Source organism: Oscillibacter sp. GMB15532, assembly GCF_041020825.1.
Lineage (GTDB): Bacteria > Bacillota > Clostridia > Oscillospirales > Oscillospiraceae > Oscillibacter.
Map to the genome: position 1 here is coordinate 56,218 of NZ_JBEVTO010000002.1, position 16,199 is coordinate 72,416.

The window sequence follows — 16,199 nt, forward strand, 5'->3', positions numbered from 1 at the left end:
AGCAATGGCATGGTCAACCCGACCCTGTTTCTGTGGAGACCTGTTCTTGTGCGCGGACGTAATCCCATGTGGGTACCCGGCCCGCGTACGAAACAGATTATGAACCTGCAATGCGGTGCATCGGGCGGTTTCGTCCGTAACGCTGTGTGCAGATGTAGCCTGCCTTGCGTGGGCGCGGTGGATAGAGGATTCAGGCGGAATCCGCTCTGGCCAGAGCGGAAGCTGCTATTGCCTTTTGAAACCCCGTCTGCAAAAGAGGCTAAAGAGACGCACAGACTGAGGTGGAAATCATCTAGGCTGTCGCAAGGGCGAAAAAAGGATTACAGTGCGGACTAAGTGGCAATCGGGTCGCGCGGACGGCAACGCCGCGACGCAGCGCCGAAAGGGGAACCGCCTCTATCGGCAACGAGAGGTGCGCTGCGGGGAAATCCAACCCGTACCTAAGCCGTAAGATTTACTTTTTTCACCGCCGCCGACTTAGTATTCTGAATACTTGAACCGCCGGTTCCGGCGAAATTTTGCTGTGCCCAGGGAGGCAACAGGTTGAGCAAAATAAAACGAAAACGAAAAAACGACGCGGAGCTGCCGCAGTACCGCTGGGCACTGCGGATCTTTTTCATCGCCGTGGCGCTGTCCGCCGCGCTGAGCCTTGCTTCTGAAAGCGCGCTCACCGGGGCGGGGATCGCGGCGGCGCTTCTGGTTCTGGCGGGATTTATCGGACTTGGCATTATATTTGATATTATCGGCGTGGCCGTTACAGCCGCGGACGAGCGCCCCTTTCACTCCATGGCTGCCCATAAAGAGCCCGGTGCGTCGGAGGCGATTATGCTCCTTCGCAATGCCGGACGGGTCAGCAGCTTTTGCAACGACGTGGTGGGCGACATCTGCGGCATTGTGTCCGGCACCACCGCCGCCGTCATCGTGGCCCGGCTCCAGCTGCTGCTGGATGTACACAGCGTACTGATGGGCGCAGGGGTCACGGCGGTTATCTCCGGCCTGACCATCGGCGGGAAGGCCCTTGGAAAATCACTGGCCATCAATCAGAGCACCCGCGTGGTTTTCCTCGCGGGAAAGCTTTTGCACGTTTTCCATGGCTTTTCCAAATAAAGAGCGGGGTGCTCGGTAATTTTTGAAAAGAGAGACACCTATGATTCTTGAAACAATCAATTCTCCTGCGGACGTGAAGGCACTGAGCCGCGGGGAACTGGATACGCTGTGCGACGAGCTGCGGCGATTTTTGATAGAGCAGGTTTCCCAAACCGGCGGACACATGGCCTCCAATCTTGGCGTGGTGGAGCTGACGGTGGCAATCCATCGGGTGTTCGACACCGCCAGCGACCGGCTGGTCTTCGACGTGGGGCACCAGTGCTATGTACACAAGGCGCTGACGGGGCGCAAGGAACTGTTCGGCTCTTTGCGGCAGTTCGGTGGCCTGTCGGGTTTTCCAAAGCCCTATGAGAGCGAGCACGACGCGTTTGTGGCGGGCCACGCTTCCAACTCTGTCTCCGTGGCGCTGGGTATGGCCCGGGCCAGAACATTGGCGGGGAAGGATCACAGCGTTCTGGCCCTCATCGGGGATGGGGCGCTGTCCGGTGGACTTGCCTATGAAGGCCTGAACAACGCAGGTGCCTCCAAAGAGCCGTTAATTGTGATTTTGAACGACAACGGCATGTCCATCAACCCCAACGTGGGGGCGGTGAGCAGGCATCTGGGAAAAATCCGCAGCAAGCCCGCCTATTACCACTTCAAAAAGTGGTATCGGAGCCTGTTCGGCGCGGAACCCACGAAAAGCGGGCTTTACCGCTTTAATCACCGGATGAAAACTTCCCTGAAAAAAGCCCTGTGGCCCGGCAGCACCCTGTTTGAGGACATGGGCTTCAATTACTTAGGGCCAATTGACGGACATGATATCGACCGGCTGTGCGACATGCTCCAGTGGGCCAGAGAGCTGCGATGCCCGGTGGTAGTCCACGTACACACGGAGAAGGGACGGGGTTATGCTCCTGCCCAGCGGGACCCCGGCAAGTTCCACGGCATTGGGCCGTTTGACGCAGCGACCGGACTTTTAAAAAAGCCGGAGACGGAGAGCTTTTCCTCCGTTTTTGGAAAGACCCTTGTCTCCCTTGCCGCCCGGGACCCACGGGTGTGCGCCATCACCGCCGCCATGGCGGACGGAACAGGGCTGGACCACTTTCAAAATGAATTTCCAAAAAGATTTTTCGATGTTGCCATTGCCGAGGGGCACGGCGCGGCCATGGCCGGGGGCCTTGCCTCGCAGGGGATGATTCCCGTATTTGCGGTGTATTCCACCTTTTTGCAGCGGAGCTATGATATGCTGCTCCACGATGTGGCGCTGGAAAGACTTCATGTGGTGCTGGGGGTGGACCGTGCGGGTCTTGTGGGAAACGATGGAGAGACACACCATGGCGCGTTTGACGCGCTGTTTTTGCCCACCGTTCCGGGGATGACGGTGTACTGCCCCGCCAGCTTCGCAGAGCTGCGGCAAATGCTGCGCAGCGCGGTTTTGGAGTGCGAGGGGCCGGTGGCTGTCCGCTACCCCAGAGGCGGTGAGGGCCGCTACCGGGAGGATGGCGGAGAAGATGCCGCTGTGCGGCTGCGGGAGGGTCAGGATGTAAGCATTCTGACCTACGGCGTACTGGTGAACCAGGCGCTGGACGCGGCTGATTTATTGGAAAAGCAGGGGGTTCACGCCGGAGTGGTGAAGCTGAACCGCATCGCGCCGCTGGATTACGAGGATTTGGCGCCCGCGCTCTCCGGCTGCGAATGCATTCTCGCAGTGGAGGACTGCTGCGGCTCCGGCTGCGTGGGACAAAGAGTCGGCGGCATTCTTGCCGCCCGGGGCAGCGCGCCCAAGCAGATGCTTTTCAAGAATCTTGGCCGCAGTTTTGTTCCGGCAGGGTCCGTTGAAGAATTGCGGCACAGCCTTGGGTTGGACGCAGAGGGCATTGTTAAGGCTGTTTTAGAAGGAATCCGTTGAGGATACCGCGTCGTTTCGCGGGGAGGACATAGCATGAGTGAAAAAAAGCGGCTGGACCTGCTGCTGGTGGAGCGGGGCTTGCTGGAAAGTCGGCAAAAGGCGCAGGCTGTTATCATGAGCGGTCTGGTATTTGTAAAAGGCCAGCGGGCGGACAAGCCCGGAACCGCCTATTCCGTAGACGAGGAAATTGAAGTACGGGGCGGCGGACTGGCCTATGTGAGCCGGGGCGGGCTGAAGCTTGAAAAGGCGATGTCCGTGTTTCCGATTGATCTGAAAGAGAATATTTGCGGTGATATCGGGGCCTCCACCGGGGGGTTTACCGACTGTATGCTTCAAAACGGGGCAAAGAAGGTTTACGCTGTGGATGTGGGCTATGGACAGTTGGCGTGGAAGCTGCGGTCCGACCCGCGGGTGATATGTTTGGAGCGGACAAATGCCCGGTATCTCACCCATGAACAGGTGCCGGATGAGCTGGACTTTGCCAGCGTGGACGTGAGCTTTATCTCCCTGAAGCTGATCCTGCCCGCCCTGCGGGGGCTTTTAAAGCAGGAGGGCGGCGTGGTATGCTTGGTGAAGCCGCAATTTGAGGCAGGCCGGGAAAAGGTGGGAAAAAAAGGCGTGGTCCGGGACCCGGAGGTACACCGGGAGGTGCTGGAACATTTTTTGGACCATGCAAAGGAATCTGGCTTTACAGTGGCTGGATTGACATACTCTCCCATTCGGGGGCCTGAGGGCAACATTGAGTATCTGGGGTTCTTGCGCTGTGGCGCGTCGGAAGAGGCGCCGGGCTTTGATTTGCGGGCGCTGGTGGAGGAATCCCACGCGAACCTGCCGGAAAAGGGAGGGGCGGAAAGATGAAAGAAGGCAAAAAAATCATTCTTTGTCCCAATCCCAGCCGAGACCGGGATATGAGCGCCACGAAGGCAGCCCTTGCTATTTTGCACGAGTGTGGCTTCCGGACGGTGGTGTGCTCCCCTTTCCGGGACCAGAGGGAGGGAACCTCCTTCGCGGATTTGGAGGTGCGCCCGCTGACCCACGAACTGCGCTCGGCGGACCTGCTGATTACGCTGGGCGGAGACGGCACAATTCTGCATCTTGCCAAACTGGCGGCGCTGAATAAGGTGCCGGTATTGGGCATCAACACAGGGAGCCTGGGCTTCATCGCGGAGCTGGAGCTGGGCGAGCTGGAAATGCTGCGGCGGCTGGCAGTCTGGGATTTTGAAACGGAAGGCCGGATGATGCTGGACGTAAATGTCCTGCGGAACGGGCGGTCCGTCTACACGAACCTGGGGCTGAACGATGCGGTGATCAGGGAGGGTCCTATCTCCCATGTGATTCATCTGCGGATTGAGTCCGACGGGCATCATCTGGCGGATATTGCCGGAGACGGCGTGATCATTGCTACGCCCACCGGGTCCACGGCCTATTCCCTCTCTGCGGGAGGCCCCGTAGTGGAGCCAGAGGCGGAGGCCATGGTGGTTTGTCCCATCTGCACGCATAACATGCGGTTTTCTTCGTATGTTCTCTCACCCGGACACACGCTGTCCATTCGCACGGAGCGGAACGGGCGCAAGCCGGTATATCTGTTTGTGGACGAGAGCAGGGGCTTTTCCCTCCATGCGGAGGACGAGGTGCAGGTGCGCCGGTCTAAATACGAGCTGAAGCTGGTGCGGCTGACCGAAAAAAGTTTTTGTGAAATCTTTGCTAGAAAAATGCTGCCGGGAGGACAGGAAGATGAAAAATGAACGGCAAATGCTGATTTTGGAGATTATCGGGCAGGAGGATATCGAGACGCAGGAGCAGCTTTTGGAGCGGCTCCAGGCCCGTGGCGTGTCCAGCACACAGGCCACCATTTCCCGGGACATCAAGCAGATGCACCTCATTAAGGAGCCGGTAGGGCGTGGAGTGTATAAATATTCTGTGTCTGGAAACCGCACCCGCTTGAATTTTGCGGAGAAGCTGCGCACCATCTTCCGGGAGAGCATCACAGGCATTGAAAACGCCCAAAATATCGTGGTGGTGAAAACCATGCCGGGGCTGGCCAGTGCCGCTTGCGCTGCGCTGGACGACATGGATTTAGGCTATATGCTGGGGAGCCTGGCGGGGGACGACACGGCGTTTTTGGTGATGCGGGACACTGCTTCGGCAGAAACATTTTGCAAAGAAATTCAGGAAATGATTAACATGTAAAGGAAAGTATCATTACAGAATAGAAAAGGGGGAGGAAGCCATGCTGGAGCTGCTGCACATCGAAAATATCGCAGTCATCGAGCAGGCGGACATTCAGTTCCGCCCGGGCTTCAACGCCCTCACCGGCGAAACCGGCGCGGGCAAATCCATTGTCATTGACGCTTTGGGTGCGGTTCTGGGGGGAAGGACTTCCCGGGACCTGATTCGTACCGGCAGCAAGAGGGCCGTGGTCAGTGCGGAATTTTCCGGGGTGGAGGCAGACCTTCCCGGCCTTGCCCAGTGCGGCGGGTCGCTGGATGAGGAGGGCCTTCTGATCCTCCAGCGAGAGCTGGATGCGGACGGCAAAAACCTCTGCCGGGTCAACGGCCGACCAGTGACGGTAGCTCAGTTGCGGGCGCTTGGCGCGGAGCTTTTGAACATCCACGGGCAGCACGATGGGCAGCAGCTTCTGGACGAGGAGCGGCACGGCGCATATCTGGATACCTTCGGACGTCTGGATGGTGCGCTGGGGGAATACCGCGCGGCCTACGGCTCCATGGCGGAGCTGCGCCGTAAGATGGATGCCCTGCGGATGGACGAGGCGGAAAAGGCCCGTAAGGTAGACAGCCTGACGTTTCAGATTCAAGAGCTGGAGCGAGCGGAGCTGCGCCCCGGTGAGGAGGAGGAGCTGCTGGAGCGGCGGGACCTTCTGCGCAACGGGGAGAAATATCTCTCGGCGGTACAGGGGGCGGACGGCTGCCTGAACGGGGACGATGAAACTGGCGGGGCGGTGTCCCTGATTCAGGAGGCGGCAAACAGCCTTGCGCATGTCAAGGGGCGCAACGGACGGCTGGAAGAAATTTGGAACCGATTGGAACAGCTTCGCTGTGAAGCTTATGACCTTGCGGATTCCGTGCGGGATATGCTGGGGGAGTTTGACTTTTCACCGGAGGAGCTGGACGCGGTGGAGAACCGGGCAGACCAGCTCTACCGTTTGAAGAAAAAATATGGTTCCACGGTGGAGGACATGCTGACCTTTCTGGATCGGAGCCGCCGGGAATTGGACGAAATTGAAACGGCGGACGACACGCTGGCTCGTCTTGCGGGGCAGCTTTCCGCCGCCGAAAAGAAGACCGTTGTGGTGGGTGCAGCACTGACGAAGGCGCGGAAATCCGCTGCCGAAGAGCTGGAGAAGCGGATTTTGAAAGAACTGGCGGATCTGGACATGGGTCGGGTTCGGTTTTCTATTGAATTTACGCCTGGTGAGCCGGGTCCGGACGGCTGCGACGCCATCCGCTTTCTGATGTCTGCCAACGCGGGAGAGGACTTGAAGCCGATTGCCCGGATTGCCTCCGGCGGCGAGCTGGCCCGCATTATGCTGGCGCTGAAAAACGTGCTGGCAGAGCAGGAACAGATTGGTACGCTGGTGTTCGACGAGGTGGATACCGGCGTTTCCGGCCGAGCGGCACAGAAGGTGGCGGAGAAGCTGGCCCAAGTCTCCCGGCACAAGCAGGTGCTGTGTGTGACGCACCTTCCCCAGCTTGCGGCTATGGCGGACGTACATTTTTCCGTGGAAAAGGGAGAGCGGGGCGGAAGAACCTTTACCGAGGTGCTTCAATTGGACCGTCGGCGGCGCATGGAAGAGCTGGCCCGCATCACCGGCGGCAGCAAGGTGACGGACGCGCTGCTGCAAAGCGCGGGAGAACTGCTGGACGGGGCGGAGGCATATCGAGGAAAGCTATGAATTTTCGCATTGTTAAAAAGGATTTTAAAGCGGAAAATGCATGAAATGACAAATAAAAGGCAGCGGGCTTTACTCCAACGGGGGGAAGGTCCGCTGCTTTTTTGACTGCTTCCGTTTACCGCAATTTACTGGGATGTTCGGCTTCTCTGGCCCTCCCGGAATCAGGGGAAGGGGCATCTATCTATTCTTGCTTTCTGATGCGGGCAGTGCTAAAATACGAAAAGAATTAAATGCGTCTTTTCCACGAAAACAAATTGGAAAAAGGAGGACTGTCATGAATCGTACCTTGATCTGTCAGATTCTGAGCCACGAGATGATGCTGGCCACCGGGTGTACGGAGCCGGCGGCAATTGCCTTGACCGCTGCTGTCGCCCGGGAGCACCTTGTGGGGGAACCGACCCACGTAAAGGTGCTTGCCAGCGTCAACATCATCAAGAACGCAATGGCCGCCGGCATACCGGGAACGGAGTGCACCGGCATGAACTACGCGGCGGCGCTGGGCGCCGTGTGCGGACGGGTGGAGCGCCGATTACAGGTGGTGGACGGCGCTTCGCCGGAGGATGTGGCCAGAGCCTTGGAGCTGGTGCAGAGCGGCCATGTGGAGATGGGCCGGACAAAGGAGCCGGATAAACTCTATGTGGAGGTGGAGCTGACCAACGACGCACATCAGTCCCGCGCGATTATCCGGGGGGCCCACACCAATGTGACATTGGTGGAGGCGGACCACAAAGCGCTGGAGACGGCCGCACAGGAAGCTGCTGCCGATCCCATCACGCCGCAGGTCATTAAGGATACCTTGAGTATTCAGACGATTTATGAATTCGTGGAAACGCTTGACCGGGAAAAAGACGACCTGCACATGATTGAGCAGGCTATCAACATCAACAGTGAAATTGCAAAGGTGGGGGCGGAGGGCAACTTCGGACTGAACGTAGGGCGGCACATCCGCAAAAGTCAGGAGTCCGGCCTGATGGGCAGTGATGTGATGCTGGAGGCAGTGGCTGTCACCTCCAGCGCGGCGGACGCCCGCATGGCGGGGGCCAACGCGCCCGTGGTCACAAACTCCGGCTCCGGGAATCAGGGGATTACCGCCACCATGCCCATCGTCTCGGCGGCAAAGTCCCTGAAGATTGACGACGAGCAGATGTTTCGGGCCGTGACGCTGAGCCATCTCATGTCCATCCATATCCATGCGGACTTCGGACTGCTTTCGGGACTGTGCGGAGCTACCATCGCCGCCACGGGCGCGGCCTGCGGGCTGGTGTACTTACTAGGCGGCGGTTTACAGCAGATCGGCTATGCCGTCAACAATATGCTGGGGGATGTGACGGGGATGCTGTGCGACGGGGCCAAGGCTGACTGCGCATTGAAAATCTCCACCTGCGTGTTCACCTCTTTCCACTGCGCGGCAATGGCTCTGCGGGACGAAACCGTGAAGCACACCGACGGCATTGTGGAGAAGGACCCGGAGGTGACCATCGCCAACTTTGTGAAGCTTGGCAACGACGGTTCGCCCAAAATGGACGACCTTGTGCTGGACATGCTGCTGCAAAAGGGAAGATGATGTCGAATACCGACGGGCGGGAGAGGCTATGCTTCTCCCGCCCGTTCTTTTGCGCGCTTTTCCAAGGATTCTCCTTGTCATGAAAGGGAAAAACTGCTATAATATGTGCATTAACTTTAAAATGCGTATGACGCAAGGAGATTACGTTGCTGCATTACATTCAGGCGCTGCTTGGGCAGCTTGACCTTTCCTCCGCGCTAGACGCGGTGCTGCGGGTGGCGTCCGTCCTTTTGTGCCTGACAGTGCACGAGATGTGCCACGGCTTGGCTGCCCTGACGCTGGGGGACCGCACCGCCAAGGAGCTGCACCGGCTGTCCTTAAACCCTCTGCGGCACATCGACTGGCTGGGACTTGCCATGATGTTTACCGTGGGGTTTGGCTGGGCGAAGCCCGTGCCGGTGGATCCGCGTTATTTCAAGGACCCGAAGCGGGGCATGGCGCTGACGGCGCTGGCGGGGCCGCTTTCCAATTTTGTGCTGGCACTGGTGCTGCTTTTTGCCAGCCGTGGGATTTACCTGTACGCGGAGTATACGCCGCTGTGGGACGGAATTTTCAATTTTCTGCACACCACCGCCATTCTTTCCATCGGGCTTGGGCTGTTTAACCTGATCCCCATTCCGCCGCTGGACGGGTCGAAGGTTTTGGGCGTGGTGCTGCCCGACCGGACTTATTTTACGCTGATGCGCTATGAGCGGTATGGAATGCTGCTTTTATTGCTGCTTTCCTTTGCGAATGTGGGCGGAGGCCTGATTGGCAGCGGAATCTACGGCGTGTACACCGCTATGGTGAACCTGATTTATTGAGGTGAACGATTGTTGGACAGTCCTGTATTCAAGCTGGAAAAAGTGGTCCGGGCCAAGGCGCAGGAGGAAATGCAGGATTTTGAAGGGCCGCTGGACTTAATATTGTTTTTGCTTGGCAAAAATAAGCTGGAAATTCAGGACATCGCCATCTCCCTGATTTGCGACCAGTACCTTCGCTGGCTGGAGGCCCGCAAACAGATGGATTTGGAGGTGGCCAGCGAATTTATCTCCATGGCCTCCCATCTCATCTATCTCAAGACGCGGATGCTTCTGTCCATTGAGGACGAGGAGGCCCGGGGTGAAATGGACGCCCTGATCAAGTCATTGGAGGAGCGCCGCCGCAGTGAGAATTACGGCGTGGTAAAGGCGGCGGCGACGCGACTGGAGCCTATGGGGGAGTTTGGCCGCAGCATTGTTCTCCGCCAGCCGGAGCCGGTGGAGCGGGGAAAAATTTTTGAATACGATCAGGACCCGGTGGATTTGATTCTGGCCATGGCGGACATTCGGGAGCGGTCGGAGCGGACGCTGCCCCCCCCCAGAGCGGCCTTTGCCGACATCGTGCGCCACGAGCCATATCCCGTGGAGAGTAAGGCCCGGGACATTATAAAACGGCTCAAAAGCGAGGGAATTACCCGGTTTTTGCTGCTGTTCCGGGGAAACAGAACCCGCAGTGAGGTGGTAGCCACGTTTTTGGCGGTGCTGGAGCTGTGTCGCGCCAGCATTATCCGGCTGGCCGGGTCCGAGACGGACTGCACCGTGAAGCAGGAGCAGGAGCTGCCCGAAAATCTGACACTGTAAGGAAAACGGCATGGAAAATTTGGACATGAAGGAAATCGAGTCTGCTGTGGAGGGCATTTTGTTTGCCTCCGGCGACCCGGTGCATATCGACCGCATCTGCATTGCGCTGGAGGCGGACCGCCCCACGGCGGAACGGGTGCTGCAAAACCTGATGGATCATTATGCCTATGACCGTCGGGGCGTGCGTCTGCTCCACGTGGAGGACACGTGGCAACTATGCTCCGCGCCAGACTATGCGGAGGTCATCCGCAGGGCCTTTGAAATCCGAAAGCCTGCCAAGCTCAGCCAGCCTGCGCTGGAGGTGCTGACCGTGATTGCCTATTATCAGCCTGTGACCCGGGCCTATGTAGATCAAATTCGTGGTGTGGACAGTGCCTACACCGTGGGGCTGCTGCTGGACCGGAATCTGATTGAGGATTGCGGGCGGCTTCAGGTGCCGGGGCGGCCCCGGCTGTATCGGACCACGAAAAATTTTCTCCGCTCGTTTCATCTCCGCTCGCTGGAGGATTTGCCGGAGCTGCCGGATTTCGGCGTCGCTGGGCAGATGCGCCTGGGGGACAACGGGGAAATTGTAGACCCGGAGAGTGCGCTTCAAGAGCCGATGGAGGACGACGGGACGGAACGTGGCGAATAAGCATTGCCGTTCGGGAACGCTGCGGAAGGGGGAAAGACCTTGCTCTGGCTGAAAATTTTAATTGGTTTGGCGGTTTTATTTCTCTTGCTGTGCAGGGTGCGGCTTGGCATCCGGGTGGACATTGCGGAGATTGTTTCGGCGGACGTGGCCGTTGGGTTCCTGCGCTTTCGAGTTGCGCCCGCCAAGGGTGGCGTAAAAGTAGTCGCGAAGCCTAAAAAAGAAAAGAAGAAAAAAAGACCGAAGGACCTGACAAAAGCCGTGAAGAAAATTCCCATACCCACGGTGGAGGATTTAAAATCCGCATATCATATCTTTCAGGGACCAATGAGAAAAATTTTGCGACGGATTGGCCGGGGTATCCGCATCCACCCGCTGTCACTGTCGGCAACACTTCCCGGGCAGGACGATCCCGCAGCGGCGGCAGAAAATTATGGACGCGTCTGTGCCGCCATGTGGACGGTGATGCCACTGCTGGAAGAGCTGATCGATATTCCCAAGCCGTCTTTGCATGTTAGCGTAGATTACGACCTGGAGCATCTTTACATCCGTGGGAATGTAGGCGTATCCATTCGCGTGGGAACACTGCTGTCCATGGGCTTTGGTGCGCTGATTCCCGGCGCACGCTGGCTTATAAAATTTTATCGGGCTCATAAAAACGACAAACCGCGGCAGGAAAAAACGGCGGAGACAGAAACGCCGAAATCCGCCGCATAGAAAGGAAATCGCTATGGATAATACAGTTGAGAAGAAGCACCCTCTGAACGACCTGATGGGCTCCACCATAGAAAAAATTAAAGAGATGGTAGACACCAATACCATTGTGGGCCAGCCAATTACCACGCCCGACGGTGTGACACTGATTCCTATCTCCAAGGTCAGTTTCGGCTTTGGCAGCGGCGGCGGAGACTATGGCGCGACACAGCCCCAAAATTTTGGCGGCGGCAGCGGCGCGGGCGTGAAAATTTCTCCTGTGGCATTTTTGGTGATTAAAGACGGAATCACGCGCGTTCTGCCGGTTTCGCTGCCGCCGGTGTCCACCGTGGACCGTCTGGTGGAGATGGCCCCGGATATTCTGGACAAAGTGGAAAAATATTTCGACAAAAAGAAGGAAAAAGAGGAGTTCTGACGGGGGTATACTAAGGTCACCTCAGTGGAAAGGTGATCGTGGATGAAAACTCGCTTCAAACGCTTCACGGCGCTGCTTTGCGCCCTTTTATGTCTGTATAGTATTTTTCCTTGCAAGGTGTCGGCTGTCAGTACCTCTGCCACATCCTCCGTTTTGATGGACGTGGATTCGGGCCGGGTGCTGTACGCCCAAAACGAAAACAAAAAAATGTTGATTGCCAGTACGACCAAAATTATGACGGCGCTGGTGGCGCTGGAAAACGGAGAGCTTCGGGGCACCGTGAAGGTCACGGCGGAGGCCGCCAACACGGAGGGCTCCTCCATGTACCTGAAGGCGGGGGAGAAGCTGACGCTGGAAACCCTGCTGTACGGGCTGATGCTCTCCTCCGGAAACGACGCGGCGGTGGCCGTGGCGCAGGGTGTGGCCGGCAGCACGGATAAATTCGTGAAGCTGATGAACCAAAAGGCGAAGGAGCTGGGAATGAACGGCACCTCCTTTGCAAATCCAAACGGGCTGGACGACGAAAAGCACTATTCCACCGCCAGAGACATGGCGGTGCTGGCTTGCGCCGCCATGAACAACGAGGCCTTTGCCCGGATTGTCTCCACCCGTTCCGTGACCGTGGGCGGGCGGACGCTGACCAATCATAATAAGCTGCTTTCTTATGTGGATGGCTGTATCGGCCTGAAAACCGGCTACACCAAAGCCGCGGGCCGCACGCTGGTATCCTGTGCGCGGCGAAATGGGCAGCGTCTGGTGGCGGTGACGCTGCAGGACGGGAACGATTGGGCGGATCACGCCGCGCTGTATGACTATGGGTTTTCCCAATATCCTGCCCACCGGGCCATGACCATCGGTGAGACGGTGGGGACGCTGGCGGTGACCGGGGGTGTGAGCACCGCAATCCCTGTGGTGGCAGCGGAGAGCTTTTCCTGGCCTCTGGCGCAGGGAGAAAAGCTGGAGGTTCGGTTTGAGCTGCCGGAGAGTGTAAAAGCTCCGGTGACGGCGGGAACAAAAGTCGGACATGCTGTGTTTACCTTGAGCGGCAAGGAGACGGGACGGGTGGAGCTTCTGTGCGGCGGCGATGCGCTGTCCGCCATCCAGCCCCCTTCGAGCCTGCTGCGCCGCATGGGTGAGCTGCTGAAGAAGTGCTGAGTGCGCCGTCAGGCGGCGCGGAGTTCCGAAATATTCAGACCGTTTGGCGCGGGAAACCCATCCCGACGGTCTGGGGCCGCGCGGTAAAGCGCGGCCTTTCCAATTTGGACACACAGAAAGGAGCGGCGGACATGGAAGAACGTCTGCAAAAACTGCTGTCCGCCGCGGGGTTGTGCTCCCGCCGGGCGGCGGAGGAATGGATTACCGACGGACGGGTGATGGTGAACGGACAAATCGCCCACTTGGGCGACCGGGCCGACCCGGACCGGGACGACGTGCGTGTGGACGGCGCTCCGCTTGGGCGGAAAGAACATAAAACGTACATATTGCTGAACAAGCCACGGGGCTATGTGACGACCCTTTCCGACGAGAAGGGCCGCCCCACAGTGGCGGAGCTGGTGAAGGACGCAGGGGCGCGGGTGTTCCCGGTGGGGCGGCTGGATATGGATTCCGAGGGATTGCTGCTGCTGACCAACGACGGGGAGCTGATGCAGCGGTTAATCCACCCCAGCTTTCAGATTGACAAAACCTATGAGGTGGAGGTTTCCGGCTTCCGGGCCGGGGCGGACGCGGCCCTGCGGGCAGTTACGGATCTTGCCGGAGAGCCCATCTCTCCGGCCACGGTAGCGGTGCTTTTTCAAAGCGGGGACCGGGCGCGGTTTAGCGTGGTCATTCACGAGGGCAAAAACCGCCAGATTCGGCGCATGTGCGCCCAATGCGGGCTGACGGTCCTCCGGCTGCGGCGGGTGCGGGAGCACATTCTGGAGCTGGGCGCGTTGCCGGAGGGGAAGTGGCGGTTTTTGACGGAGGAGGAGCTGGCCGCGCTGCAAGCGCAGTGACGGAGGCTTCGCCGAATTCGCAGCTGGAAAGCATATGATTGCAGGATTTTTAAAAATCCTGCAATTCTTATGTCCATTGCAGCAATAAAAAGCCCTTGAAATTTCAGGGGATTTTAGAAAACAACCGTTTTCTCAAGGCCGTTATATCAAAAAAACAAAGGTTTTTATTGAAAAAATGCAGGAAATATGATAAGCTATTCATCACACTTGGTCAGTGCCTGATGCGCTGACCCGGAAGAAGAGATACGGCGGAGGGGAAAATCGTGGCGAAAGGCATTTTATATACGCTGGAGAGCGGCATGAGCGGCTTTTCAAAGGGACAAAAGCGCATTGCTTCCTATATTATGGAGAACTATGACAAGGCCGCGTTCATGACGGCCAGCAAGCTGGGGCAGCTCTCGGGCGTCAGTGAATCCACGGTGGTCCGCTTTGCCTATGAGCTGGGCTACGCGGGCTATCCCGCCTTGCAGCGGACGCTGCAGGAAATGATCCGCAGCCGCCTGACTTCCACGCAGCGCATTCAGGTGGCGGACACCATGATGAGCGGACATGACGTACTGTCTTCCGTAATGCGCTCTGATTTTGACCGGCTGCGGATGGTGGCGGATAAAGCGGACCGCAGGGAGTTTGACCGCGTGGTGGATGAGTTGGTGCGGGCCCGGCACGTTTATATACTGGGTGTCCGGTCCTCCTTTTTTGTGGCGGGGTATCTGAACTTTTACATGCACCTGCTGATGGACAATGTGACGCTGGTGCAGTCCAACACGGCGGGCGCTATTTTCGAGCAGATTTTCCGCATCGGACCCGGTGACGTGATGCTGGCCATCAGCTTTCCACGGTATTCCAAGGCCACCATCAACACCGCGAAGTTTGCAAAGGACCGGGGCGCGACAATTCTGGCCATTACGGACAACGAGCTGTCCCCTCTGGGACAGATGTCCAGCGCAGCGGTGTTGGCTCCCAGCGAAATGATTTCCTTTGTGGACTCCATGGTGGCGCCTATGTCCATGGTAAATGCCCTGCTGGTGTCTTTGGGCTTCCGGCTGGGGAAGGATGTTACCACCATTTTCTCTGAGCTGGAGGACATCTGGGATGCCTACGGCGTGTTTGGAAAGGCAGACGATGAATAAAAAAGTCCTGGTGGTCGGCGGCGGAGCCGCCGGCATGATGGCCGCAATTTCGGCGGCGGAGCGGGGGGCGTCCGTGACGCTGCTGGAGCCGGGCGACCGCCTTGGAAAAAAGCTGAATATTACCGGCAAGGGCCGGTGCAACGTTACCAACGATTCCGGGTGCGAGGAGCTGCTGGCCAATGTTCCCCGCAACGGAAAATTTCTTTATAGTGTATTTTCCCGGTTTGACGGGCGGGACGCCATGGCGTTTTTTCAGGAGCTGGGCGTTCCGCTGAAGGTGGAGCGGGGGCGGCGGGTATTTCCCGTGTCCGACCGCTCTTTTGACGTCAGCGGCGCGCTGGAGCGTCGGCTGAAAAAGCTGAATGTCTCCATTCTGCGGCGGCGGGCGGAAAGCCTGCTGCTTGAGGACGGGACAGTCCGGGGCGTGGAAACGGAGCGGGGACCTTTGAACGCCGACGCGGTAATTCTGGCCACCGGCGGAATTTCCTACCCCGCCACCGGCTCCACCGGAGACGGACACCGGTTCGCGGAGCAGGCGGGCCACAAGGTGACGCCGCTGCGAGGCTCTCTGGTACCCTTGCGGGAAGTGGGGAACCTCTGCGCGGATTTGCAGGGACTTTCATTGAGAAACGTAGAACTGTCGGTTTTTGAAAACAACAAAAAGATTCATACGGACTTTGGCGAGCTGCTGTTCACTCATTTTGGGGTCAGTGGTCCGCTGGTGCTGTCTGCCTCGGCCCATATGCGGCATTTTGGAGAAAAGGCGTATCGGCTGGAAATTGATCTGAAGCCCGCCCTGGACGAGGGGCAGTTGGACAAGCGCCTGCTCTCTGACTTTGAAAAATACGCCAACAGCGATTTTTGTAACGCGCTGAGCGATCTGTTGCCCCAAAAGCTGATTCCGGTCATGGTGGAGTGCTGCGGGATTTCCCCGCATCGAAAGGTGCACGATGTCACGCGGGAGGAGCGGCAGGGCCTGCTGCGTCTTTTAAAGCATTTTCCCATTGCTGTCGATGCGCCCCGCCCGGTGGAGGAGGCCATTGTCACCGCCGGTGGCGTAACAGTGCGAGAAATCGACCCAAGCACCATGGAATCAAAGACTGTAAAGGGACTGTACTTTGCGGGCGAGCTGATTGATGTAGACGCCTATACCGGAGGCTTTAACCTGCAAATTGCCTGGGCAACCGGGCGCGCCGCGGGATTTGCAGCGGCGGATACCAAGGAGTAAGGAGCATTCCC

General features: G+C 58.1%; 16 protein-coding genes. All 16 read left to right on the plus strand.

The features are described 5' to 3' along the window. Positions 1–543 precede the first annotated feature (543 nt). The 16 genes from ABVS15_RS02805 (at position 544) to ABVS15_RS02880 (ending at position 16,188) form a co-directional block, all read left to right on the plus strand. A complete protein-coding gene (locus tag ABVS15_RS02805) occupies positions 544–1,107 on the plus strand; it encodes a hypothetical protein (protein ID WP_369282251.1) in 564 nt (187 codons plus the stop codon). A gap of 40 nt (positions 1,108–1,147) precedes the next feature. Then, a complete protein-coding gene (gene dxs, locus ABVS15_RS02810; RefSeq protein ID WP_369282252.1) occupies positions 1,148–2,998 on the plus strand; it encodes a 1-deoxy-D-xylulose-5-phosphate synthase in 1,851 nt (616 codons plus the stop codon). A gap of 33 nt (positions 2,999–3,031) precedes the next feature. Beyond that, positions 3,032–3,856, plus strand: a complete 825-nt coding sequence (locus ABVS15_RS02815; protein WP_369282253.1) for a TlyA family RNA methyltransferase — start codon at positions 3,032–3,034, stop codon at positions 3,854–3,856. Next, positions 3,853–4,743 carry an NAD(+)/NADH kinase gene (locus ABVS15_RS02820; protein WP_369282254.1) on the plus strand — a complete coding sequence of 297 codons (891 nt, stop codon included), beginning with the start codon at positions 3,853–3,855 and terminating at the stop codon, positions 4,741–4,743. Before ABVS15_RS02815 ends, ABVS15_RS02820 begins: the two co-directional genes overlap by 4 nt. Then, the gene (locus ABVS15_RS02825; RefSeq protein WP_312940940.1) at positions 4,733–5,188 is read left to right on the plus strand and encodes an arginine repressor; all 456 of its coding nucleotides are present in this window, start codon (positions 4,733–4,735) and stop codon (positions 5,186–5,188) included. Before ABVS15_RS02820 ends, ABVS15_RS02825 begins: the two co-directional genes overlap by 11 nt. A gap of 40 nt (positions 5,189–5,228) precedes the next feature. Next, positions 5,229–6,911: a DNA repair protein RecN gene (gene recN, locus ABVS15_RS02830; protein WP_369282255.1), complete on the plus strand. Its 1,683-nt coding sequence runs from the start codon at positions 5,229–5,231 to the stop codon at positions 6,909–6,911. A gap of 274 nt (positions 6,912–7,185) precedes the next feature. Then, the gene (locus tag ABVS15_RS02835; protein ID WP_369282256.1) at positions 7,186–8,475 is read left to right on the plus strand and encodes a serine dehydratase subunit alpha family protein; all 1,290 of its coding nucleotides are present in this window, start codon (positions 7,186–7,188) and stop codon (positions 8,473–8,475) included. A 146-nt stretch (positions 8,476–8,621) separates the two neighbouring features. After that, positions 8,622–9,278 carry a site-2 protease family protein gene (locus ABVS15_RS02840; protein ID WP_369282257.1) on the plus strand — a complete coding sequence of 219 codons (657 nt, stop codon included), beginning with the start codon at positions 8,622–8,624 and terminating at the stop codon, positions 9,276–9,278. 12 nt (positions 9,279–9,290) lie between these two features. Then, on the plus strand, positions 9,291–10,076 hold the full coding sequence (locus ABVS15_RS02845; protein ID WP_369282258.1) for a ScpA family protein: 786 nt from the start codon (positions 9,291–9,293) through the stop codon (positions 10,074–10,076). A gap of 19 nt (positions 10,077–10,095) precedes the next feature. Beyond that, positions 10,096–10,710, plus strand: coding sequence for an SMC-Scp complex subunit ScpB (scpB, locus tag ABVS15_RS02850; RefSeq protein WP_369282531.1), 615 nt, complete (start codon positions 10,096–10,098; stop codon positions 10,708–10,710). Positions 10,711–10,749: 39 nt separating this feature from the next. Then, positions 10,750–11,424, plus strand: a complete 675-nt coding sequence (locus ABVS15_RS02855) for a hypothetical protein (protein WP_369282259.1) — start codon at positions 10,750–10,752, stop codon at positions 11,422–11,424. Positions 11,425–11,437: 13 nt separating this feature from the next. Beyond that, positions 11,438–11,836, plus strand: a complete 399-nt coding sequence (ytfJ, locus tag ABVS15_RS02860) for a GerW family sporulation protein (protein ID WP_369282260.1) — start codon at positions 11,438–11,440, stop codon at positions 11,834–11,836. A 42-nt stretch (positions 11,837–11,878) separates the two neighbouring features. After that, positions 11,879–12,991, plus strand: coding sequence for a D-alanyl-D-alanine carboxypeptidase family protein (locus tag ABVS15_RS02865; RefSeq protein ID WP_369282261.1), 1,113 nt, complete (start codon positions 11,879–11,881; stop codon positions 12,989–12,991). 131 nt (positions 12,992–13,122) lie between these two features. Beyond that, positions 13,123–13,830, plus strand: coding sequence for a pseudouridine synthase (locus ABVS15_RS02870; RefSeq protein WP_369282262.1), 708 nt, complete (start codon positions 13,123–13,125; stop codon positions 13,828–13,830). Between the two features lie 263 nt (positions 13,831–14,093). Continuing rightward, on the plus strand, positions 14,094–14,960 hold the full coding sequence (locus ABVS15_RS02875) for a MurR/RpiR family transcriptional regulator (RefSeq protein ID WP_369282263.1): 867 nt from the start codon (positions 14,094–14,096) through the stop codon (positions 14,958–14,960). Continuing rightward, the gene (locus ABVS15_RS02880) at positions 14,953–16,188 is read left to right on the plus strand and encodes an NAD(P)/FAD-dependent oxidoreductase (protein ID WP_369282264.1); all 1,236 of its coding nucleotides are present in this window, start codon (positions 14,953–14,955) and stop codon (positions 16,186–16,188) included. Before ABVS15_RS02875 ends, ABVS15_RS02880 begins: the two co-directional genes overlap by 8 nt. Positions 16,189–16,199 lie beyond the last annotated feature (11 nt).

Coding starts and splice junctions, on each gene's coding strand:
- ABVS15_RS02870 (WP_369282262.1), top strand. CDS start 13,123: ATGGAAGAACGTCTGCAAAAACTGCTGTCCGCCGCGGGGTTGTGCTCC.
- ABVS15_RS02835 (WP_369282256.1), top strand. CDS start 7,186: ATGAATCGTACCTTGATCTGTCAGATTCTGAGCCACGAGATGATGCTG.
- recN (WP_369282255.1), top strand. CDS start 5,229: ATGCTGGAGCTGCTGCACATCGAAAATATCGCAGTCATCGAGCAGGCG.
- ytfJ (WP_369282260.1), top strand. CDS start 11,438: ATGGATAATACAGTTGAGAAGAAGCACCCTCTGAACGACCTGATGGGC.
- dxs (WP_369282252.1), top strand. CDS start 1,148: ATGATTCTTGAAACAATCAATTCTCCTGCGGACGTGAAGGCACTGAGC.
- ABVS15_RS02880 (WP_369282264.1), top strand. CDS start 14,953: ATGAATAAAAAAGTCCTGGTGGTCGGCGGCGGAGCCGCCGGCATGATG.
- ABVS15_RS02825 (WP_312940940.1), top strand. CDS start 4,733: ATGAAAAATGAACGGCAAATGCTGATTTTGGAGATTATCGGGCAGGAG.
- ABVS15_RS02865 (WP_369282261.1), top strand. CDS start 11,879: ATGAAAACTCGCTTCAAACGCTTCACGGCGCTGCTTTGCGCCCTTTTA.
- ABVS15_RS02815 (WP_369282253.1), top strand. CDS start 3,032: ATGAGTGAAAAAAAGCGGCTGGACCTGCTGCTGGTGGAGCGGGGCTTG.
- ABVS15_RS02820 (WP_369282254.1), top strand. CDS start 3,853: ATGAAAGAAGGCAAAAAAATCATTCTTTGTCCCAATCCCAGCCGAGAC.